18 protein-coding genes are annotated in these 20,397 nt (G+C 63.1%); 6 read left to right on the top strand and 12 right to left on the bottom strand.

From position 1 onward, the window contains the following. The first annotated feature begins 690 nt into the window (after window positions 1–690). Window positions 691–3,936: a ribonuclease E gene (gene rne / locus A462_RS17110; protein WP_008434975.1), complete on the top strand. Its 3,246-nt coding sequence runs from the start codon at window positions 691–693 to the stop codon at window positions 3,934–3,936. A gap of 67 nt (window positions 3,937–4,003) precedes the next feature. Here the strand turns inward: rne and A462_RS17105 are convergent, their stop codons facing one another. From A462_RS17105 to A462_RS17060, 10 genes are all read right to left on the bottom strand, one after another. Next, the gene (locus tag A462_RS17105; protein ID WP_008434976.1) at window positions 4,004–4,591 is read right to left on the bottom strand and encodes a nucleotidyltransferase family protein; all 588 of its coding nucleotides are present in this window, start codon (window positions 4,589–4,591) and stop codon (window positions 4,004–4,006) included. Then, window positions 4,588–5,574 carry an XdhC family protein gene (locus A462_RS17100; protein WP_008434978.1) on the bottom strand — a complete coding sequence of 329 codons (987 nt, stop codon included), beginning with the start codon at window positions 5,572–5,574 and terminating at the stop codon, window positions 4,588–4,590. Before A462_RS17100 ends, A462_RS17105 begins: the two co-directional genes overlap by 4 nt. Window positions 5,575–5,724: 150 nt before the next feature. Then, complete coding sequence (gene murB, locus A462_RS17095) at window positions 5,725–6,744, bottom strand: UDP-N-acetylmuramate dehydrogenase (RefSeq protein WP_004371335.1); 1,020 nt, start codon at window positions 6,742–6,744, stop codon at window positions 5,725–5,727. After that, window positions 6,741–7,205, bottom strand: a complete 465-nt coding sequence (locus A462_RS17090; RefSeq protein ID WP_004371338.1) for a low molecular weight protein-tyrosine-phosphatase — start codon at window positions 7,203–7,205, stop codon at window positions 6,741–6,743. The genes murB and A462_RS17090 overlap by 4 nt, the downstream gene beginning before the upstream one ends. Further along, entirely contained in the window at window positions 7,205–7,969 is a 765-nt protein-coding gene (gene kdsB, locus A462_RS17085) for a 3-deoxy-manno-octulosonate cytidylyltransferase (RefSeq protein ID WP_008434982.1), read from the bottom strand. The genes A462_RS17090 and kdsB overlap by 1 nt, the downstream gene beginning before the upstream one ends. After that, a complete protein-coding gene (locus A462_RS17080) occupies window positions 7,966–8,151 on the bottom strand; it encodes a Trm112 family protein (protein WP_003174668.1) in 186 nt (61 codons plus the stop codon). The genes kdsB and A462_RS17080 overlap by 4 nt, the downstream gene beginning before the upstream one ends. A gap of 24 nt (window positions 8,152–8,175) precedes the next feature. Next, on the bottom strand, window positions 8,176–9,186 hold the full coding sequence (lpxK, locus tag A462_RS17075; protein WP_008434985.1) for a tetraacyldisaccharide 4'-kinase: 1,011 nt from the start codon (window positions 9,184–9,186) through the stop codon (window positions 8,176–8,178). Then, complete coding sequence (locus A462_RS17070; protein ID WP_004371361.1) at window positions 9,186–9,614, bottom strand: ExbD/TolR family protein; 429 nt, start codon at window positions 9,612–9,614, stop codon at window positions 9,186–9,188. The genes lpxK and A462_RS17070 overlap by 1 nt, the downstream gene beginning before the upstream one ends. Then, window positions 9,611–10,246 carry a MotA/TolQ/ExbB proton channel family protein gene (locus tag A462_RS17065; RefSeq protein ID WP_004371363.1) on the bottom strand — a complete coding sequence of 212 codons (636 nt, stop codon included), beginning with the start codon at window positions 10,244–10,246 and terminating at the stop codon, window positions 9,611–9,613. Before A462_RS17065 ends, A462_RS17070 begins: the two co-directional genes overlap by 4 nt. A gap of 31 nt (window positions 10,247–10,277) precedes the next feature. After that, the gene (locus tag A462_RS17060; protein WP_004371365.1) at window positions 10,278–12,569 is read right to left on the bottom strand and encodes a DNA internalization-related competence protein ComEC/Rec2; all 2,292 of its coding nucleotides are present in this window, start codon (window positions 12,567–12,569) and stop codon (window positions 10,278–10,280) included. Between the two features lie 147 nt (window positions 12,570–12,716). Between A462_RS17060 and A462_RS17055 the strand changes: the two genes are divergently transcribed. Continuing rightward, a complete protein-coding gene (locus A462_RS17055) occupies window positions 12,717–13,232 on the top strand; it encodes a DUF2062 domain-containing protein (RefSeq protein ID WP_004371367.1) in 516 nt (171 codons plus the stop codon). A gap of 3 nt (window positions 13,233–13,235) precedes the next feature. Here the strand turns inward: A462_RS17055 and A462_RS17050 are convergent, their stop codons facing one another. Together A462_RS17050 and A462_RS17045 are read right to left on the bottom strand one after the other, a co-directional pair. Next, on the bottom strand, window positions 13,236–14,606 hold the full coding sequence (locus tag A462_RS17050; RefSeq protein ID WP_008434990.1) for a sensor histidine kinase: 1,371 nt from the start codon (window positions 14,604–14,606) through the stop codon (window positions 13,236–13,238). Beyond that, entirely contained in the window at window positions 14,593–15,321 is a 729-nt protein-coding gene (locus tag A462_RS17045; protein ID WP_004371371.1) for a response regulator transcription factor, read from the bottom strand. The genes A462_RS17050 and A462_RS17045 overlap by 14 nt, the downstream gene beginning before the upstream one ends. A 205-nt stretch (window positions 15,322–15,526) precedes the next feature. Between A462_RS17045 and A462_RS17040 the strand changes: the two genes are divergently transcribed. From A462_RS17040 to A462_RS17025, 4 genes are all read left to right on the top strand, one after another. Then, window positions 15,527–18,280, top strand: coding sequence for a response regulator (locus A462_RS17040; protein ID WP_008434994.1), 2,754 nt, complete (start codon window positions 15,527–15,529; stop codon window positions 18,278–18,280). 214 nt (window positions 18,281–18,494) lie between these two features. Further along, the gene (locus tag A462_RS17035) at window positions 18,495–19,484 is read left to right on the top strand and encodes a 2-hydroxyacid dehydrogenase (RefSeq protein WP_008434996.1); all 990 of its coding nucleotides are present in this window, start codon (window positions 18,495–18,497) and stop codon (window positions 19,482–19,484) included. Between the two features lie 71 nt (window positions 19,485–19,555). Further along, complete coding sequence (locus tag A462_RS17030) at window positions 19,556–19,996, top strand: hypothetical protein (RefSeq protein WP_004371378.1); 441 nt, start codon at window positions 19,556–19,558, stop codon at window positions 19,994–19,996. Beyond that, window positions 19,993–20,397, top strand: coding sequence for an META domain-containing protein (locus A462_RS17025; RefSeq protein WP_004371380.1), 405 nt, complete (start codon window positions 19,993–19,995; stop codon window positions 20,395–20,397). Before A462_RS17030 ends, A462_RS17025 begins: the two co-directional genes overlap by 4 nt.

Raw genomic sequence — 20,397 nt, forward strand, 5'->3', positions numbered from 1 at the left:
TCGCGAACGCCGCCAAAAGCGGCCTGGACAGAGGACTAGCGGCAAACTGCCGGCCCTGACCATCGCAATTCATCAGGACGCGAGGCCGTCCTACGGGGCTTTCGCCACCCTGGAAGGCTCGAGATTGTAACAAGCGCAGGTGACATGAGGCCTGAAGCGAGTGCAAAAAGCAGAGTGATTACTCGCCTTTTGCGCCGATATTTACGGCCAGTTCACAAAGTGCAGTCAGTCTGGAGCCAGACCACGGCGAATGCTTCGGAAACAACGCCTGTTACGAGCTGAGTGAGAGCACAATCGCCCACACCCGGTCTTGTTTAGCCATGAGCGTGGACTCCCCATTGGAGAACACGGTAAATGCCAACCCGCTGCGGATTCTGCGCGCGGCAGCACCCGAATTATCAGGGATACGTGTAGGGTGGAGATGCACAACCGTCGGACTGTGTAGCACTAGGCTTATATTTAGACGCTTCATCTCGTCCACAGTCGCCGGTTGATTCCTCCTCCTGACTGAGTGCTTAAGTCACCACAGCAAGCAGGAAGCGTACGTCGCGATACCGCCCATTTTGGCGGGTATTGCTGGACACTGGAGTGGCCAACCACTCTTGACGCACCTGACACCGACCGTGAGAAGTCGTGTGTGCCGAACGCCGTTTCCGGCAGCCCGGAAACCGACGGTACAACATGAAAAGAATGCTGATTAACGCAACTCAACCCGAAGAGTTGCGTGTTGCACTGGTAGACGGCCAACGCCTCTACGACCTGGACATCGAGTCCGGTGCACGCGAGCAAAAGAAGGCCAACATCTATAAAGGCCGGATTACTCGCATCGAACCAAGCCTTGAGGCTGCCTTTGTCGATTTCGGCTCCGAGCGCCATGGCTTCCTGCCCCTCAAAGAAATCTCCCGCGAATACTTCAAGAAATCCCCTGAAGGCCGCGTGAACATCAAGGACGTCCTGAGCGAAGGCCAGGAAGTCATCGTTCAGGTAGAAAAAGAAGAACGTGGCAACAAGGGCGCCGCCCTGACCACCTTCATCAGCCTGGCTGGCCGCTATCTGGTCCTGATGCCGAACAACCCGCGTGCCGGCGGTATCTCCCGTCGCATCGAAGGCGAAGAGCGCAACGAACTGCGTGAAGCGCTGAACGGCTTGATCGCTCCAGCAGACATGGGCCTGATCGTGCGCACTGCCGGCCTGGGCCGCAGCAGCGAAGAAATGCAGTGGGACCTCGACTACCTGCTGCAGCTGTGGACCGCTATCAAGGAAGCGTCCCTGGATCGTTCCGCGCCGTTCCTGATCTACCAGGAAAGCAACGTGATCATCCGCGCCATCCGCGATTACCTGCGCCAGGACATCGGCGAAGTGCTGATCGACAGCGTCGAAGCCCAGGACGAAGCCCTGACCTTCATCCGCCAGGTGATGCCGCAGTACGCCAGCAAGATCAAGCTGTACGAAGACAGCGTTCCGCTGTTCAACCGTTTCCAGATCGAAAGCCAGATCGAAACCGCTTTCCAGCGCGTCGTCGAACTGCCTTCCGGCGGCTCCATCGTGATCGACCCGACCGAAGCCCTGGTGTCCATCGACATCAACTCGGCGCGTGCCACCAAGGGTAGCGACATCGAAGAAACCGCCCTGCAGACCAACCTGGAAGCGGCTGAAGAAATCGCCCGCCAGCTGCGCCTGCGTGACATCGGCGGCCTGATCGTGATCGACTTCATCGACATGACCCCGGCCAAGAACCAGCGCGCCGTGGAAGAGAAAGTCCGCGAATGCCTGGAAGCTGACCGTGCCCGCGTACAGGTCGGCCGCATCTCGCGCTTCGGCCTGCTGGAAATGTCCCGTCAGCGCCTGCGTCCATCCTTGGGTGAAAGCAGCGGCATCGTCTGCCCGCGTTGCAACGGCACCGGCATCATCCGTGACGTTGAATCGCTGTCGCTGGCGATCCTGCGCCTGATCGAAGAAGAAGCCCTGAAAGACCGCACTGCCGAAGTGCGCGCCCAGGTGCCGATCCCGGTCGCTGCGTTCCTGCTCAACGAAAAACGCAACTCGATCACCAAGATCGAACTGCGCACCCGTGCCCGTATCGTCATCCTGCCGAACGATCACCTCGAGACGCCGCACTTCGAAGTGCAGCGCCTGCGTGATGACAGCCCGGAAGCCCACGTCAACCAGTCCAGCTACGAAATCGCTGCTGCCGCTGCCGAAGTGGAAGAAGTCCAGCCAGCCGCTGCGACCCGCACCCTGGTTCGCCAGGAAGCCGCCGTGAAGACCGCGCCAGCCCGTGCCAACGCACCGGTTCCGGTCGAGGCTGCCGCGCCGGTTGCCGCACCAGCTGCCCTGCCTGAGCCAAGCCTGTTCAAAGGCCTGGTGAAGTCGCTGGTCAGCCTGTTCGCCACCAAGGAAGAGCCAGTGGCTCCAGTTGTGGTCGAGAAGCCTGTGACTGAACGCCCTGCACGCAATGAAGAGCGTCGCAACGGTCGCCAGCAGAGCCGCAATCGCAACGGTCGCCGTGACGAAGAGCGCAAGCCTCGTGAAGAACGTGCACCCCGCGAAGAACGCGCTCCACGTGAAGAACGCCAACCGCGCGAAGCCCGTGAAGAAACACCAACCGTAGCCCGTGAAGAGCGTGCACCACGCGAAGAACGTGCACCGCGTGCTCCACGCGCTCCACGTGAAGACCGCAAGCCACGTGGCGAGCGTGAAGAACGCGTGCGTGAATTGCGCGAGCCGTTGGATGCCGCTCCAGCCGTAGCCGCTGCTGCTGCCACCGCTGCCACTGCTGAAGAGCGTCCAGCTCGTCAGCCGCGTGAAGAACGTGCGCCACGCCCTCCTCGTGAAGAGCGTCAACCACGTGCCGAGCAAGCGGCTCCCGCCGGTGAAGAAGAAGAGCTGCTGTCCAACGAAGACCAGCAACAGGAAGACGGCCAGGACAACGCCGAAGGCGATCGTCCACGCCGCCGCTCCCGTGGCCAGCGTCGTCGCAGCAACCGTCGTGAGCGTCAACGTGATGCCAACGGCAACGAAATCGAAGGTTCGGAAGAGACCGGCGAAGCCAACGCAGCCGCTACCGGCGAACCGACTGGCGCCGAACTGGCTGCCGGCCTGGCCGTTACCGCGGCTGTCGCCAGCTCGGTCATCAGCGCACCTGCTGAAGCCCAGGCCAACGAGCAAGCTGAAGCAGCCACCGCTGCCATCCAGGAAACCCCTGCTGTAGAGACGCCAGCCGTCGAAGCACCTGTGGTTGAAGCGACGACGCCAGTCGAAGCCCCGGTTGTTCCGGAAGTGGAAGTAGCGCCAGCTCGTCAAGTTCGTGAAGTTCGCGAACCTAAGCCTGAAGCTGAAGTGGTTGCCGAGCCTGCCGCTGTTGTTGAACAACAGCCCGTGGTTGAAGCCGCCGTTGAAGCACCGGTTGCCGAGCCAACCCCTGAAGTGCGTGAAGTTCGCGAAGAACAGACCGCCTTCCAGTGGACTGCCGAACCTGCCCCAGTGGTCGAAGCGGTTGAAGCACCAGCGCCTGCTCCAGTGGTCGAAGAAGCTCCAGCGCCAGTCGCTGAAGTGGTCGTCGCCCCTGAACCTGTGGCCGTGGTTGCCGAGCGTGCTCCAGTGGTTGAAGCACCAGTGGTTGCCGAAGTGGCAGCCCCGGTGGTTGAAGCCGCTCCGGCCAGCGCCCTGACCGAAAATGGCCGTGCGCCGAACGACCCACGCGAAGTGCGTCGTCGTCGCAAGGAAGCTGAAGCGGCTGCCGCTGCTGCCAAGGCCGCTGCCGAAGCCGCTCCAGCCGTCGCTGAAGTTGCCGAGGCAGCCCCTGCTCCGGTCACCGAAGCCGTGGTTGAGCACACTGCCCCTGCCATCGACGAGAACGTACGTTCCGTTGAAGAAGTGGTAGAGCACCACCCTAAGGCCCAGGAAGAAGAGCACGAGCCTAAACCCCTCGTCTGATTCCATCGGCCACTAAAAAGCCCCGCCTGAGTGATCAGACGGGGCTTTTTTATGCCTGCGCTATCCGCTAGCAGTAGTCCAACAACCCTGGCACATCGACGTCCCACAACACACCGGGATCATCGACTACGACTTCCTGCACCGAAGCCTTGGCAAATAACGGTTTTGCCCCACGGTCTCCGATCAGCGCGATCAAGGCCGGGCCGAATGAACGGCCAAACCCCACGGGGTGCCCGTACTGACCCGCATGCACCGGGACGCTGATACCGTCTTCCTCCAGGCCTGCCATCACTTGCTCGATACTTGCCGGCAGGATAAACGGCATATCCCCCAACACCACCAGCCAACCAGCCGACGGCCCACTGGCCGCCACCGCTGCGCCGATGCTGTCACCCATGCCCGGCGAGCGCAAAAGCAATACTTCGCAACCGTGCACCTTAGCCAACCGAATCACTTCGGTGCGATCCGGTGACGTCACCAGCCAACGTCTCGTAGCCACAGGCGGCAAATTCACCAATACCTGCTCGATCACCGGCCGCGTGATGCCATCCCGGCCCACGCAGGGCGCCAGCAACTTGTCCTGATCGGCCCCCGCCACGGCCCGAAAACGACTGCCCTGCCCCGCCGCCAGGATGATTACGGCGATGCCCGTCAACTGACCGCTGCCTGCAACGGCTTTTTCTGCAGCAGATCGATCCCGTTCTTGATGGCGACGATTTCCGCCATCAACGACAGGGCGATTTCCGCCGGCGTATGGCTGCCGATATGCAGGCCAATCGGCCCATGCAGCCGCGCAATGGCGTCCGCACTGAGCCCCAGTGCCGCGAGGTTTTCCCGGCGCTTCTGGCTGTTGACCCGCGAACCCAGCGCGCCTATGTAGAACGCCCGGGAATTGAGGGCCGTCAGCAACGCCATGTCATCCAGGCGCGGGTCATGGGTGAGCGCGACAATGGCGGTGCGTTCATCGGTCTGGATATTCAACACCGCTTCATCCGGCATACCCGGCACAAAGCGCCCGTGCTGCTCCTCCCAGCCATAAACAAACTCCTGGCGCGGGTCGCAGATCAGCACTTCGAAATCCAGCAACCGAGCCATTTCCGCCACATAACGTGACAGCTGGCCCGCGCCGATCAGCAGCAGGCGCCAGCGCGGACCGTAGATCGCGCGCAAACGCTCGCCGTTGAAGCTGACCACATCGGTCTTGCTCGCACCGCTCAACACCACCTCGCCGGTGGCCAGGTCCAACTCACGGGCGACAATCTCGTGGGCCTCACAGCGCGCCAGCAGTTCAGCTACCCAACCCGGATCACTCACCCGCTCTTCGGTGAGACGCAGGGTGCCGCCACACGGCAGGCCAAAACGCGCCGCTTCGTCCCGGGTGACACCGTAGGTGACAAGCTGCACCGGCGGCCCGTCGTCAGGCAGCCGACCGTCCTGCAACCGGGCGATCAAGTCGTCCTCGATGCAGCCGCCGGACACCGAGCCAATCACCACCCCGTCGCCGCGCAAGGCCAGCATCGCCCCCGGCGGACGCGGGGCGCTGCCCCAGGTCTGGACCACGCTGTACAGCACCACTCGCTGCCCGGCGAGGCGCCATTCCAGCACGCTGCGTAATACATTCAGATCAACACTGTCCATCAGGCTTTCGCCTCCCGCCAACCTTGCAACTGATTTTGATAAACAGCATCTATGGGTTGATCAAAAATATCGGTAGTCAGCTAAGTTAACTCACCGGCAATAAAAAAGCCCTGCAATGCAGGGCTTGGTGCGTCAAAAAACAAGCTTAGTTCAATAGCGATTCGGCTCCATTTCCAGCACCACCTTGAAGCGCTTTTCGATGTCCTGCTGGATACGCAGCGCGAGCCCGGCAATGTCCTGGCCGCTGGCCGCGCCGTAGTTCACCAATACCAGTGCCTGCAAGCGATGCACGCCGGCATCGCCATCGCGAAAGCCTTTCCAGCCGGCCTTGTCGATCAGCCAGCCGGCGGCCAGTTTCATCTGCCCGTCGGCCTGGGGGTAAGCCACCAGGTCCGGGTATTGACGCTGCAACTCGGCAGCCAGTGCCTGGGACACCAGCGGGTTCTTGAAGAAACTCCCCGCATTGCCGAGCACCGCCGGGTCGGGCAGTTTCTCGCTACGAATGCTGCAAATCGCGCGGCTGACATCGCTGGGCGTGGCCTGCGCGATGCCTTGCTCGGTCAGGCGCTGTCGCACCGGCCCGTATTCAAGTTTCAGATGCACGGCGCGGCTCAGGGCAAAACGCACCCGCAGGATCAGCCAGCGCCCCACTTCGTGCTTGAACAGGCTGTCGCGGTAGGCAAAGTTGCACTCGGCCAGGCTGAAATCCCGCAGTTCGCCGGTCTGGCGATCAAGGGCGGTCAGGCCGCTGAATACATCCTTGATCTCTACACCGTAGGCGCCGATGTTCTGCATCGGTGCGGCGCCGACCGTTCCGGGAATCAGGCTGAGGTTTTCCAGGCCGGAGAAGCCCTGGGCCAGGGTCCACAGCACAAACGGATGCCAGGCTTCGCCCGCTTCGGCCTCAACCACGACCTGCACGCCATCGTCGTGCAACACCCGGATGCCCTGGCTGGCCATGCGCAGCACCAGTGCGTCAATATCCTGGGTCAACAGCAAGTTGCTGCCACCGCCAATCACCAGCAACGGCAGTTGTTGCTCGGCGGCACAGGCCAGGGCCTCACGCACGTCGGCGTCATTGTGGGCCTCGGCAAACAGCCGGGCACGCACGTCGATACCAAAGCTGTTGAACGGCTTGAGCGAAACCTGTGCCCGTACCTGCAAAGTCATAACCGGCCCTTCAATTCAATCACCAACAGGTCACAGGCGCGCTCGATCAGGTCGAGGACAGTTTCAAAGCCCTGGTCACCTTCGTAGTACGGGTCCGGCACTTCATCCACCACCGAGTCGTAGCGGCGCAGGAACAGGTCCAGGTCCGCCTTGCCCTGAGCCGGCTGCATGGCCTTGAGGTTGCGCAGGTTGCTCTGGTCCATGGCGAGGATCAGGTCGTAGCGGGAAAAGTCGGCACGCGACACCTGTTGTGCACGCTGGGCCGACAGGTCGTAGCCGCGTTGCAGCGCTGCACGCTGGCTGCGCTTGTCCGGTGGGTTGCCGACGTGCCAATCACCGGTACCGGCAGAGGCCACTTCAACCTGATCGGCCAGGCCGGCTTCGCGCAATTTGTGGCGCAGAACGCCTTCGGCCGTGGGCGAACGGCAGATGTTGCCCAGGCAGACGAACAGAACCTGCATCAGGCCCCCAGAAGGCGACGGACGCGCTCGAGGTCTTCAGGGGTGTCGACGCCCGCCGGCGGCGCTTCCAGGGCATCGCCCACATGAATGCGCACGCCGTGCCACAGGGCACGCAGTTGTTCCAGGGATTCGGTATTTTCCAGCCAGCACGGGCCCCAGCTCACGAAGTCGTGGAGGAAACCGGCGCGGTAGGCGTAGATGCCGATATGGCGACGGTAAGGCACGCCAGCCGGCAGCACGTCAGGCTGTTTGGCGAACGCATCCCGCGCCCACGGCAAGGTGGAGCGGCTGAAGGTCAGCGCCAGGCCATTGATGTCGCTGACCACTTTCACCACGTTGGGGTTGAACAGGGTCTCGATGTCTTCAATCGGCTCGGCCAGGGTCGCCATGCGCGCTTCGCCATGGGCTGCCAGGTTGGCCGCCACCTGATCGATCACGCTGGGCGGAATCAACGGCTCGTCACCTTGCACATTGACCACGATGGCGTCCGCCGCCAGGCCCAGCTTTGTGGCCACTTCGGCCAGGCGGTCGGTACCGGAGTTGTGGTCTTCACGGGTCAGCACCGCTTCGGCACCAAAGCCTTTGCAGGCCTCGATGATGCGCGGATCGTCGGTGGCCACCACTACCCTTTCGGCGCTGCTTTTGCAGGCCTGTTCCCACACCAGCTGGATCATCGGCTTGTTGCCGATCAGTTGCAGCGGCTTGCCGGGCAGGCGGGTGGAGGCGTAGCGGGACGGGATGACAACGGTGAAGGCGGTGGTCATTTATCCAGGCGCTCGTCGGTGGTCAGGGTGCGGGCTTCGCTTTCGAGCATTACCGGAATGCCATCACGAATCGGGTACGCCAGGCCGGCGCCCTTGCTGATCAGCTCGGTTTTGTCGGCGCTGAGCTTGAGCGGCCCCTTGCAGATCGGGCAAGCGAGGATATCGAGCAGTTTGGTGTCCATGAGTATGTCCTGGAGAGCAGCGTTTTAAGGCAAAAGGCGAGCGGGCAGCAAGCGCATCAACTGCGTATCGAACCAGGCGATAAACGCCGGTGACGGTGCCGCGTCCACCGCAAGGTACCACCAGTCGGGCCTGGCAAAGGCGCGGCACTTCACCGCGTCCTTTTCAGTCATGACCAACGGCAGTGCCGGTGTGAAATTCAAGACCTCGGCGCTGTACGGCGCGTGGTCGGCAAAAGCATGGGGTATTGGGCGCCAGTGTAGCGTTTCAAGGGTATTGAAGAAACGTTGCGGGTTGCCGATGCCGGCCACCGCATGTACCTGCTGCCCCACCGGGAAGTGTTCGACGGGTTTACGCTCGCCGGTATGCAGGTTGACCAGCGCGGCAGGCAACAGACGGAAGGCATAGCCGTCGTCACGGTCAGAACCTGCGCCGTTGTAAAGCAGCGCATCGACGCTCTGCAAACGCTCGACCGGCTCACGCAACGGCCCCGCCGGCAGGCAGCGACGGTTACCCAGCCCGCGGGCGGCGTCAATCAACACCAGTTCCAGATCACGGGCCAGGCGGTAATGTTGCAGGCCGTCGTCGGAAAGGATCAGGTCGAGGGTTTCGCTGGCCAACAGCGCCTTCACGGCGCGGCTGCGGTCGGGGTCGATCATCAGCGGCACGCCGCTGCGCTGCACGATCAGCAAGGGTTCGTCCCCCGCCACCGCTGCGGTTTGATCGGCCTCTACGCGCCATGGAAACTGTGGCGGCTTGGCGCCATAACCGCGGCTGACCACACCGACGCGCAAACCACTGCGCTGGCAATGGTCGATCAGCCAGAGAATCATGGGCGTCTTGCCGGTGCCACCCACCGTGATATTGCCTACCACCACGACCGGCACCGGCGACTGATAGATCTCGCCCTCGCCCGCCAGGAACCGTGCGCGCTTGCGCTGCACCACCCGGCGATAGAGGGATTCCAGCGGCTGCAACAACGCGAGCGCCGGATGGCCTTCGTACCAGGCCTTGAGCAAACGATCAGTCATGGCCATCAGGGTTGGCTCGCCGCCTCGACGGTGGTCATGCGCAAATGGCTGAAGCCGAGCTTGCCGGCAGCGTCCATCGCCGTGATCACGGCCTGGTGCTTGGTGTTGCCATCGGCGCTGATGGACAGTGGCAAGTTAGTGTCCCCACCAGACTCTTTTTGCAGCGCTTCCATCAGGCTGGCCAGGTCGTTTTTCTCCAGCAACTGGTTATTCACCGAGAACACGCCATCGGCGCTGATGGCGATGTCCAGTTGCTTGGCCTGCTGGTCTTCCGCCGGCGAACCGCTGACGGCTTCCGGCAGGTCGACGCGCAGCTGGGTTTCCCGGGTAAAGGTGGTGGTGACGACAAAAAACAGCAGCAGGATAAACACCACGTCGATCAACGACGCCAGGTTGATATCGACGTTTTCCCGTTGCTTGCGACGAAATTTCACGCGTTGCCCTCAACCAGGTCCACGTCACGGTCGCCCTGTACCACTTCCACCAGCTTGATGGCTTCCTGCTCCATGCCCACCACCAGTTCGTCGATGCGCCGTTGCAGGAAACGGTGGAAGAACACCGAAGGAATACCGACCATCAGGCCCGCCGCCGTGGTGATCAATGCCTTGGAAATACCACCGGCCAGCACTGCGGCGTTGGTGGTCATGCCCGACCCCATGAATGAGCTGAAAATATCGATCATGCCCAGCACCGTACCGAGCAGGCCGAGCAACGGTGCCATGGCGGCGATGGTGCCCAGGGCATTGATGTAGCGCTCCAGCTCATGGATGACCCGGGCGGCGGCCTCTTCGATGCACTCCTTCATGATCTCGCGACCGTGCTTGGAGTTGGCGAGGCCGGCGGCGAGGATTTCACCCAGGGGCGAGTTGGCGCGCAGTTCCTTGAGCTTTGTCTTGTCGAGCTGCTTGTTCTTGATCCAGCCCCAGACCTGGCCCAGCAGGTGGTCAGGCGTTACACGGCTGGCACGCAGGGTCCATAGGCGTTCGGCGATGATGCCGAGTGCGGCGATGGAACTCAAAATGATCGGCAACATCATCCAGCCGCCGGATTTGACCAATTCCCACACAGTGAATGTCCCCTCGAAAAAGTGCGCCACTTTACCATAAGGGTCCGGTGGAAGGGCTGGCCTGCCCCAGAGCATCCTGACGCAGGGGCCGCTCTTTGGTAACGCTGTTTTGCGGCGGGCGCTCGCGCCAGAAACGCCGCTGGCTGCGCGCGGCCAGCGGCGGCTGGAACGTGCCCAGTTGCAGGCGGAGTGCGCCTTGCTCGGCACTGTCATAAATCGCGCTGCCCATGGCCTGGTAACGCTCCAGCACCTGTGGATGCGGGTGGCCAAACCCATTGCTGCGCCCCCGGGAAATCAACACGGCCTTGGGTGCCAGGCGCTGTAGAAAGGCCCATGACGACGAGCTGCGGCTGCCGTGGTGCGGCGCTTGCAGCCAATCGACAGGAGCGCCCATGGGAGTGGCCAGCAATGCCCGCTCGGCGTCATGGTCAATATCCCCGGTCAGCAACAAGCGCTCGCCATTGGCCTGCACCCGCAACACGCAGGACATCTGGTTACCGTCCGTCGCATCAGGCCATTGCCATAGCTCGAACCTCACGCCGTCCCACTCCCACTGCTCGCCGCTGACACACGCCTGGGTACCGAGCGAGGCCGGCAGCCGTGCCGTCTCACCGCCCACCACACGCTTGACCGGCAACCCATGGGCGACGGCCAACGCGCCGCCGGCATGATCGGCATCGGCATGACTGAGCAGCATCACGTCCAGCTCTGCGACCCCCAGCTTGCGCAACGCAGGCAATACGACACGCGCGCCAAGATCGAACTCACCGGAGCGCGGCCCGGCGTCATACAGCAGTACATGGTTGCGGGTACGCAGGATGATCGCCAACCCCTGGCCGACATCCAGTTGCACCACCTCGACCAGCCCATGAGGTATCGACTCCCGCGGCGGGAACACTGCCAGCAGCAACATCGGCCAGCCCAGCAGCCGAAACGGGACGCCCTTGGGCAGCAATAACAGCACCGCCCCCAGCAGGCTCACCAGCCAATAGCCAATGGGCACTTGCGCCGGTATCCAGGCCGGCAAGTACTGCGCCAGCAGCGCCAAGGCCTTGAACAGCCCGTCCAGTGTGCCGCCCGCCAGCCATAACAACCCCTCTCCTATATAAGGCAGCGGCAATAACACCGTACCCAGCAAGGCCAGGGGCAGCACCACCAGGCTGATCCACGGCACCGCAACCAGGTTGGCCAGCGGCCCGCTCAGGCTGATAGGCAGGCCGAGCACCAGCAGCAGCGGAAACAGGCCGATGGCAATCATCCATTGGGCGCGGGTCCAGGCTTGCCACAAGGGCCAGGGGCCCAATCGGCCACTGAACGCCAAAATCAGCACCGCAACAGCCGCAAAAGACAGCCAGAACCCCGGCTGCAGGCTGGCCAACGGTTCGAGGATCAGCACCGCGTCCAGCGCCAGCAACAGCGGCCACCAGATTCCCAGGTGACGAAACCGCAGACGCCACAGCAATACCAGGCCCACCATCACACAGGCCCGTTGCACCGGCACCTCGAAACCTGCCAGCAGGCCGTAGCCCAGCGCTGCAGCAAACGCCAGGCCGCAGGCCCAGGGCAGCCACGGCAAAGGTTTCGGCCAACCCCCGTAGCGCGCAAGACCGGCGACCAGGCCATAGATCAACCCCGCCAGCAGGCCGATGTGCTGCCCGGATATCACCAGTAAATGCACGGTGCCAGTGGCTTGCAGGACCCGCCAATCCTCGGCGGCCAACCCGGAACCATCGCCGAGCACCAGCGCCGCCAGGCCCGCCTCTCGCCCCTGGGCATCCACTGCCAGCAGCCGCTGGCGAATCCCGTCGCGCCAGGCATGTCGTGCCGGTGCCAGCAGTTGGCCGTCCTTGACCGAGCCGGTGGCGCCAATCCGCTGGGCCAGCAGCCAGGCTTCATAGTCAAAGCCATCGGCATTGAGCAATCCGGAAGGACGCTTGAGAGTCACCGCCAGTCGCCAGCGCTCACCGCTCTTAACCGGTGGGCCGCCGCGCCAGGACACGCGAATGCGCTTGGGAAGCAGGTCCTTGCGTGACCGGCTGTCGGTCAGTTCGAAGCGCACACCGTCGCCCATCTGCTGCGGTAACCCGCTGACACGCCCTTCCACCCAGCGGGTCTGGCCATCCAGATGCGGGGCCAACCGGTCATCCAGCGCCCACTGCGCGCTGAGGCATGCCCAGCCCAGGCCAAGCAGGAAAAACCCCAGCGGATAGGTACGAAAAGGCAACAACATCAGGGCCAACACCGGCATCAACAACAGCCAGCCGCCGGACGGCAACGCGGGTAAAAAACGCAAGGCGAGCAGCCCCAGCGCGAGTGCGAACATCCCTGTTCTCATGGATCTTTCCTTGAAAGCGACCCATTGAGTCTTAGCCGGGCTAGCGGTGTGGCCTATTATTATTTGTCACAAAGTCTGAATTTCACGTTCGTGGAATGCGGGCATACTTGCCCCTCGAACTGACCTGGACCCCTTATGCCACGGCGCTTATTCAAACGGTACATGCCCGATCCGACCAGCATTCGGGAACACAAGTCCTTACGCTTTCTCGGCAAGTTGCTGCATGACCCGAATCTCTGGCACCTCAATCGGCACTCGGTCGCGCGGGCCATGGCCGTTGGCCTGTTCGCGGCATTCATCCCCATTCCCTTGCAGATGCTGCTGGCAGCGGTCCTCGCCATCAGCGTGCGCGGCAACATGCCGATTGCCGTGAGCCTGGTCTGGCTGACCAACCCGATTACCATGCCGCCGGTGTTTTTCTGCACCTACATGACCGGGGCCTGGCTGATGAATGTGCCACCCCGCAGCATGCCCGACGAGCTGACCTGGGAATGGATCAGCGGGCAGTTGTCGACGCTGTGGCAACCGTTCCTGCTGGGCTCGGTAGTACTGGGGCTGGTGATGGCGGTGCTGGGTTATTGCCTGACCATGGGCTATTGGCGCTGGTGGGTGGCCCGACAGTGGAAAAAACGCAAACAGCGCAGGTTGTAACCGTTAGCGCGCCAGCAAGCGCATGTGCACACGTAAACCCTGGCCGGTATTTTCCGCCCACAGGCTGCCGTCCTGACGCTGCACAGCGTTGCGCGCAATGCTCAAGCCCAGGCCAAAGCCGCCGTCGCCGGGCCTTGAGCCGTCCAGTCGGGTGAATGGCGCAAAGATTCGCTCCAACTCCACCTCATCGATCCCGCCGCCCTGGTCTTCCAGCCACAAGTGCCAGTGATCCCCCTCACGCTGCCCGCCCAATTGCACCGTTCCGTCTTGCGCAGAGTGCCGGATGGCATTGCGCAGGATGTTCTCCAATGCCTGGGCCAGCAGGTTCAGATGACCGCGCACCCAGCAGTCGGCCCCCAGCTCGCACTGCAAGCGTGAAGCCGGCCAGCCACTTTCAAAACAGGCGTTTTCCCGGAGCATGTCCCACAGCGCCTGCACCTGGATGTCTTCCTTGGGCAACGGCGCGCGTTCGGTGTCGAGCCAGGCCAGTTGCAGGGTGTCGTCCACCAGGCGCTGCATGCCGTCGATTTCCCTCCCCAGGCGCTCGCGCAGCTGGGTCAGGTCCTGCTCGCTGTCACTGGCCACACGCAGGCGGCTCAACGGTGTGCGCAACTCATGGGACAAATCCCGCAGCAGTTGCTGTTGCAGGGCCACGGTGCCTTGCAGGCGTTCAGACATCTGGTCAAACGCGCGGCCCAATTCCCCCAGTTCATCCTGGCGGCTGGTGGTGTCGCGGGAAAGCCGGGTGCCCAGTTGATCGGCACGCCAGGCGTTGGCCTGCTCTCGCAGGTGGTTGAGAGGCATGATCAACAGCCGGTAGAGGCCGATGCACAGCAGCAGGGTGAACAGGCCGGGAATCACGCCATTGGTGACGATCCGCCAGAACAGCTGGTTTTGCCCGGGCATGAAACGCCGCGGCAACTCGATCACCAGGGAGCCCGCACCCGGGTCGAGCGGGAACGGGATTTTCAACCACGGCAGGCCCTTGGCATGCCGGCTGACGGGCCAGTCCAGGCCGCGCAGGAAGGTCAGGCGCTGGCTCTCCTTGTCCGTCAGTGGGTAGCTGCTCAGGGATTGCAGGTCGTTGCCGATGACCCCCACCCAGGTGCGCTCGCGCTGGCCCAGGGTGTGCAACCATTCGTCCACACCGGCGTTGCCGCCCTTGTTCCAGGCCAGTTCCGCGCCAGCGGCATAACCGCTCAGGGTGGCGCGGGCCTCGCTGGACAGAAAGGCATTCTGCTCTTCCATATACCGGCCCCATGACCAACTGAGCCAGATCATCAGCAAGCAGAACGCGATCAGCAGACAGGCCAGTTTCCAGAATAACGAATGCTTGCCCGGCAGCCGTTTGAACGCGGCTTTAAAGCCCGTCATCGTGACCGCTCAACACATAGCCCTTGCCCCACACCGTGCGCACTTCCCGCTCGCTGTAGCCGACAGCCTTGAGCTTGCGACGAATCTGGCTGATGTGCATGTCCAGGCTGCGGTCATGGGGCGCATAGCCGCGCTGGAACACATGCTGGTAGAGGAAGGCTTTGCTGAGGACTTCTTCGGCGTTGCGGTGCAGGGTTTCCAACAGGCGATATTCGCTGCGGGTCAGGCCGGCCCACTGCTCCCGGTGAAACACATCACACAGCTCGTCATCGAAACGCAGGCTGCGGGCATCGCCGCGCACCGCCGCCAGGGCCGGCAACGGCCGCCGGTCCAGGGCGACCCGGCGCAGGATCGCTTCGATGCGCACCCGCAACTCGGCCATGCTGAACGGCTTGGGCAGGTAATCGTCGGCCCCCAGGCGAAAACCGCTGATGCGATCGGCTTCGGCCCCCAGGGCCGACATCAGGATCACCGGCATCGAATGGCTCTGGCGCAAATGCGTGAGCACCGACAAACCGTCCATGCCCGGCAGCAGGATGTCCATCAACACCACGTCGAAGCGCTGATCGCGGGCCATTTGCAGGCCCTGCTGGCCATTCTGGCACCAGGTCACCTGGAAGCCACAGAGGCCCAATTGCTCATGGACATAGGCGCCAAGCACAGGATCGTCTTCAATCGCCAGGATACTGGGTAAGCCAAGTGCTGCGGGATTCATTAGCGTCTGCAAGTCATTCTCAATGACTGATTATTCAAGATTGCCCCCCCATGAGCAACCGCCGCCGGGCGTCCGGCGGCCCAAGGTTTGCCTCAGGTCATTAATTTTGCAAGATTCCCCGCCGCGCAAATGGCTACACTGCGCAGGTGGCGCGGGCCGGATGCCTGCGTGGAATTCGACAACAGTGTGGTAGCAGGAGAGTGGCGTGCTTAAAAGAATGGGGATAAAAGGCCGCGTACTGTTGCTGACCTTATTGCCTACCAGCCTGATGGCGTTGCTGCTGGGCGGGTATTTCACCTGGATGCAGCTTTCGGAGTTGCAGTCGCAGTTGCTGCAACGCGGCGAGATGATCGCCGAGCAACTGGCGCCGCTGGTGGCCCCGGCCCTCGGCACCAGGAACACCGACCTGCTGGAACGCATCGCCACCCAGTCCCTGGAACAAACCGATGTGCGCGCCGTGTCGTTCCTCGGGCCCGACCGCACGCCCCTGGCCCACGCCGGGCCGACCATGCTCAACCAGCCGCCCATCGGCAACAGTTCGCACCTGTTGCAGCGCACCGGCAATGACGCCACCCGTTATCTGCTGCCGGTGTTCGGCCGCCATCGCAACCTCGCCGGTGAACTGATCCCGGATGAATCCGACCGCCTGCTCGGCTGGGTCGAGCTGGAACTGTCCCACAACGGCATGTTGCTGCGTGGCTACCGCAGCCTATTCGCGAGCCTGCTGCTGATCGCCATCGGCCTGATCTGCACGGCAGCCCTCGCCTTGCGCATCAGCCGTACGATCAACTCACCGATCGGCCTGATCAAACAGGCCGTCGCGCAACTCAAGGACGGCAATCTCGAAACCCGCTTGCCACCCCTGGGCAGCCAGGAGCTGGATCACCTGGCCTCGGGCATCAACCGCATGGCCGAGACCCTGCAAAACGCCCAGGAAGAATTGCAACACAGCATCGACCAGGCCACCGAAGACGTGCGGCAAAACCTCGAAACCATCGAGATCCAGAACATCGAGTTGGACCTGGCCCGCAAGGAAGCCCTGGAAGCCAGCCGCATCAAGTCGGAGTTTCTGGCCAACATGAGCCATGAGATCCGCACGCCGTTGAACGGCATCCTTGGTTTCACCCATTTGTTGCAGAAAAGCGAACTGTCACCGCGCCAGCTGGATTACCTGGGCACCATCGAAAAATCCGCCGATAACCTGCTGGGCATCATCAACGAAATCCTCGACTTCTCGAAAATCGAGGCCGGCAAGCTGGTGCTCGACAGCATCCCGTTCAACCTGCGGGACTTGCTGCAAGACACCCTGACCATCCTCGCCCCGGCCGCCCACGCCAAACAGCTGGAGCTGGTGAGCCTGGTCTACCGCGACACGCCGCTCGCCTTGGTGGGTGACCCGCTACGGCTCAAGCAGATCCTCACGAACCTTGTGAGCAACGCGATCAAGTTCACCCGCGAAGGCACCATCGTTGCCCGCGCCATGATTGAAGACGAACAGGAAGACAGCGTGCAACTGCGCATCAGCGTGCAGGACACCGGCATCGGCCTGTCGAACCAGGATGTGCGGGCGCTGTTCCAGGCGTTCAGCCAGGCGGACAATTCGCTGTCACGCCAACCCGGCGGGACCGGCCTTGGGCTGGTGATTTCCAAGCGCCTGATCGAACAGATGGGCGGTGAGATCGGCGTCGACAGCACGCCGGGAGAAGGCTCGGAATTCTGGATCAGCCTGAACCTGCCGAAAACCCGTGACGATATCGAAGACCTGCCCTCCGCGCCGCTGCTGGGCCGGCGCGTGGCGGTGCTGGAAAACCACGAGCTGGCGCGCCAGGCCCTGCAACATCAGCTGGAAGACTGCGGCCTGGAAGTCACCCCGTTCAACAGCCTGGAAAGCCTGACCAACGGCATCACCAGCGCCCACCAGACCGAACAGGCGATTGACCTGGCCGTGCTGGGCATCACCGCCAACGACATTCCGCCGGAGCGTTTGAACCAGCACCTGTGGGACCTCGAACACCTGGGCTGCAAGGTACTGGTGTTGTGCCCGACCACCGAACAGCTGCTGTTCAACCCCTCGGTGCCCAACCCCAACAGCCAGTTGCAGGCCAAGCCCGCGTGCACCCGCAAACTGCGTCGCGCCCTGGCCGACCTGATCAGCCCGCGCCCGCTGCGCAGCGAACCCGGCGAGCCCCTGTCCAGCCGCGCGCCGCGGGTGCTGTGTGTCGACGACAACCCGGCCAACCTGCTGCTGGTGCAAACCCTGCTGGAAGACATGGGCGCCAAGGTCCAGGCGGTGGAAAGCGGTTACTCGGCCATCGAGGCAGTGAAGCAGGAAGCCTTCGACCTGGTGCTGATGGACGTGCAGATGCCGGGGATGGACGGTCGCCAGAGCACCGAGGCAATCCGCACGTGGGAAAGCGAACGCCATGGCACACCGCTGCCCATCGTCGCGCTGACGGCCCATGCGATGGCCAACGAAAAACGCGCCCTGCTGCAAAGCGGCATGGATGATTACCTGACCAAACCCATCAGCGAACGGCAACTGGCCCAGGTGGTGTTGAAATGGACCGGGCTGGCCCTGCGCAACCAGGGCCCGGACCGTGGCACCGAAAGTTTCGGGCATGCCACGCAATTGCCGGTGCTGGACCATGAAGAAGGTTTGCGCCTGGCGGCCGGCAAGGCGGATCTGGCGGCAGACATGCTCGCGATGCTGCTGGCCTCGCTGGAAGCGGACCGTGAAGCGATTCGCGTCGCCCGTGACGCCAATGACCGCAACGCCCTGATCGAACGGGTGCACCGCCTGCACGGCGCCACCCGGTATTGCGGCGTGCCGCAACTGCGTGCGGCCTGCCAACGGGCCGAGACCCTGCTCAAGCAGGACGACGCCAAGGCCATGCCGGCCCTGGATGAACTGGACATGGCGATTGCCCGGCTGGCCAGCGAGGCGCGAGTCAGCGCGTAAACTTTCGGGGCAATGTGGCGAGGGAGGCTTGCTGTGGCGAGGGAGCTTGCTCCCGCTGGAGTGCGAAGCGCTCCCAGGATTTTGGGGCCGCTGCGCAGCCCAGCGGGAGCAAGCTCCCTCGCCACAGCAAGCTCCTCGCCACAGTAAGCTTCCTCACCACAGACAAGCCCCCTCGCCACAAAATCAGCTTTCCATCATCAAGAAGGAATATTTGATGCGCATCATCCTCTTCAGCAGCCAGACCTACGACCGCGACAGCTTTCTCGCCCAACCGCTGCCCGAAGGCATGCAGCTGCAATTCCAGCCGGCCCGGCTGAACCTCGACACCGTGGCCCTGGCCGAACACCACGAAGTGGTCTGCGCCTTTATCAACGATGACCTCAGCGCCCCGGTGCTGGAGCAGTTGGCCAGCGGCGGCACCCGCCTGATCGCCCTGCGTTCCGCCGGTTACAACCATGTCGACCTGCCCGCCGCCAAGCGCCTGGGCCTGACCATCGTGCGGGTGCCGGCCTACTCGCCCCATGCGGTGGCCGAACATGCGGTCGCGTTGATCCTGGCCCTCAATCGCCGCCTGCACCGTGCCTACAACCGCACCCGCGACGGTGACTTCAGCCTGCACGGCCTGACCGGGTTCGACCTGGTGGGCAAGACCGTCGGCGTGGTCGGCACCGGGCAGATCGGCGCCACATTCGCCAAGATCATGGCCGGCTTCGGCTGCCAGCTGCTGGCGTACGATCCCTACCCCAATCCGCAGGTCGAGGCCCTTGGCGCCCGGTATGTGAGCCTGCCGCAGTTGCTGGGCGAGTCACAGGTCATCAGCCTGCATTGCCCGCTGACGGCGGACAGCAAACACCTGATCAACGCCCAAAGCCTCGCCCATATGCAGCCCGGCGCGATGCTCATTAACACCGGGCGCGGCGGCCTGGTGGACACCCCGGCGCTGATCGACGCGCTCAAGGACGGCCAGCTAGGCTATCTGGGGCTGGATGTGTATGAAGAAGAGGCCCAGCTGTTTTTCGAAGACCGCTCGGACCTGCCCCTGCAAGACGACGTATTGGCGCGCCTGCTGACCTTCCCCAATGTGATCATCACCGCGCACCAGGCCTTCCTGACCCGCGAGGCGCTGGGGGCGATTGCCGGCACCACCCTGGCCAACATCGCGGCGTGGGCCGGCGGACAGGCGCAAAACCTCGTCGAAGGATGATCAGCGGTCACATAGCCGCGCCATGATGGGTAGCGGCGCATGATAGGATGCCGCGCCTATTTGGAGGATCCATGGCCGAACACGATTTCCGCTTCAGCTTGCTGAGCCCGCAACACACCCTGATCGAATGCCGGGCCCTGGTGCCGGGCCGTTATCAAGTCACCGGCAACGGTGGCTCGATCAAGAACGGCGACGTTCTGATCGTCACCCTGCGCGGCAGCAAAACCCTGTCGATGCGCCTGACCGTCGAAGGCGATGCGCGCTACTCCATCCGCCCGGCGGGCCAGTGGGTCGCCATGGCCCAGGGGCCGAAATTCGGCGAACTGGAGATTCACACCTGGAAGGTCAACTGCGACAGCTGCGACAACGTGCTGGAGTTTGAATTCGCGGTGGAAACCAAGCTGACCAAGGAGCCGCTGCAACCGGCCGCCACTGCACGGGTTACCGAGTTGGGCTGGGCCACCCTGGGTGACAAGCACCGCTGCCCGAAATGCCAGCAGGCCGCGCAATGAAAGCCCTGCTGATGCTGGCCGTGCTCGGCGCAGGCCTGGCGGGCTGCGCCAGCGACGAGGTCAAGCTCAAGCAGGATCACAGCTACGTGGTGGAATGGATCGGTGAGCGGCCGCTGATGGATTACGCCCACCTGACCGTGACCCTCGGCGCCGATGGCCGGGCCTATGGCAACGGTGGCTGCAACCATTGGTTTGCGCCCTACACCCTGGACGGCGACAAGCTGAGCTTCGGCAAGGTCGGCAGCACCCGCAAACTCTGCGCCGAAGCGCTGATGGAGCAGGAGCACCGCTTCTTCCAGGCCCTGCAGGGCGTGCAGCGCTGGGACATTTCGCCGATCGAACAGACCCGCTTCTGGCCGGCGGATGGCAAGCCGTTGCGGTTGTGGCTGGAAGAAGGCTGA

The organism is Pseudomonas sp. Ag1, from assembly GCF_000278565.1.
GTDB lineage: Bacteria > Pseudomonadota > Gammaproteobacteria > Pseudomonadales > Pseudomonadaceae > Aquipseudomonas.

Coding starts and splice junctions, on each gene's coding strand:
- A462_RS17045 (WP_004371371.1), bottom strand. CDS start 15,321: ATGAATCCCGCAGCACTTGGCTTACCCAGTATCCTGGCGATTGAAGAC.
- A462_RS17030 (WP_004371378.1), top strand. CDS start 19,556: ATGGCCGAACACGATTTCCGCTTCAGCTTGCTGAGCCCGCAACACACC.
- A462_RS17090 (WP_004371338.1), bottom strand. CDS start 7,205: ATGCAGGTTCTGTTCGTCTGCCTGGGCAACATCTGCCGTTCGCCCACG.
- murB (WP_004371335.1), bottom strand. CDS start 6,744: ATGACTTTGCAGGTACGGGCACAGGTTTCGCTCAAGCCGTTCAACAGC.
- A462_RS17100 (WP_008434978.1), bottom strand. CDS start 5,574: ATGGACAGTGTTGATCTGAATGTATTACGCAGCGTGCTGGAATGGCGC.
- A462_RS17035 (WP_008434996.1), top strand. CDS start 18,495: ATGCGCATCATCCTCTTCAGCAGCCAGACCTACGACCGCGACAGCTTT.
- A462_RS17025 (WP_004371380.1), top strand. CDS start 19,993: ATGAAAGCCCTGCTGATGCTGGCCGTGCTCGGCGCAGGCCTGGCGGGC.
- A462_RS17055 (WP_004371367.1), top strand. CDS start 12,717: ATGCCACGGCGCTTATTCAAACGGTACATGCCCGATCCGACCAGCATT.
- A462_RS17060 (WP_004371365.1), bottom strand. CDS start 12,569: ATGTTCGCACTCGCGCTGGGGCTGCTCGCCTTGCGTTTTTTACCCGCG.
- lpxK (WP_008434985.1), bottom strand. CDS start 9,186: ATGGCCATGACTGATCGTTTGCTCAAGGCCTGGTACGAAGGCCATCCG.
- A462_RS17050 (WP_008434990.1), bottom strand. CDS start 14,606: ATGACGGGCTTTAAAGCCGCGTTCAAACGGCTGCCGGGCAAGCATTCG.
- rne (WP_008434975.1), top strand. CDS start 691: ATGCTGATTAACGCAACTCAACCCGAAGAGTTGCGTGTTGCACTGGTA.
- kdsB (WP_008434982.1), bottom strand. CDS start 7,969: ATGACCACCGCCTTCACCGTTGTCATCCCGTCCCGCTACGCCTCCACC.
- A462_RS17080 (WP_003174668.1), bottom strand. CDS start 8,151: ATGGACACCAAACTGCTCGATATCCTCGCTTGCCCGATCTGCAAGGGG.